This is a genomic window from Vibrio sp. 2033, assembly GCF_033339735.1.
Map to the genome: position 1 here is coordinate 1 of NZ_JAWOVC010000175.1, position 888 is coordinate 888.

1 protein-coding gene and 1 pseudogene are annotated in these 888 nt (G+C 46.6%); both read left to right on the forward strand.

Annotated elements, in window-relative coordinates:
• On the forward strand, nucleotides 1–667 hold a 667-nt coding region (locus R7P74_RS25405), incomplete at its 5' end, for an ATPase RavA domain-containing protein (protein ID WP_318123413.1).
• Between the two features lie 9 nt (nucleotides 668–676).
• A pseudogene (locus tag R7P74_RS25410) lies at nucleotides 677–888 on the forward strand (ATPase RavA stimulator ViaA); the annotation flags it as partial.

An 888-nucleotide genomic window follows, 5' to 3' on the forward strand; every position in this document is an offset into this window, starting at 1 on the left:
CGAGTACTGCCGCGAGTCTTTGATTGATGTTCAGCATGAGCTAGAAGACACCTACCGCATGACGCTGACCTCTGAAGCAGCAACCGGTATTTTGCGCAAAGAAACCATGCGTTTCGATACTTCGAAGGCGAAAACCTACAAAGTGGGTGCGGCCGTTAACCTAGTGAAGTTGGTTATCTTGCAAAGCAACATGTCGGTATCGGAATCGGAAAAAGGCGATAGCCGTTGGGTTTATGTACCGAAAGATGAACTGGACCGTGTGATCAAAGATGGCCAAGGTGATGTGTACGGTTACGTAAACCAAAACACCAATATGTGTCGTCTGCGTTTTGATGTGGATGCGGCGAACAACTTGGTGATCCGCGATATTGCTAACCGCGGTATTTTGGTGAGCTTGGTAACGCAACAAGGTTTGGACATTGAGCTGTACCAAAAATGGTTGTCGCAAAGCGAAAAAGCCGTAAACCAACTGAGTGAAGCAGAGCACCACATGCGTAAAGTCAAAGCGAACTTTCATGATGCACTGCCACACAGTTTTGTGGATCCTGAATTACCACGTCTTATGGAGTCGAGTCTGCAACAGGTGAGCCAACGACTTGAGTCTATCCAAGGTGAAAGCGAGAAGATCATTCAACGCTTTAAAAACTTACATCAGTTTTTCTCTTAAGGAGACGACATGTTAGGTGCAGACGGACTCAACTTGGCGCTGATGGTGGCGGATTCAGGCATCATCGACAGTGCTGTAAATGATTTGATGGCTCGCTCTCAAGTCATGATGATGGCAGAAAACCGAGGTGTAAAATCGTCGGTGAAAAACCATTTGTTAAAATGGCGCGGCAACGTAAAGAAACGCATCACCAAAGTATGTGAGACGGAGCGTTTCCAACA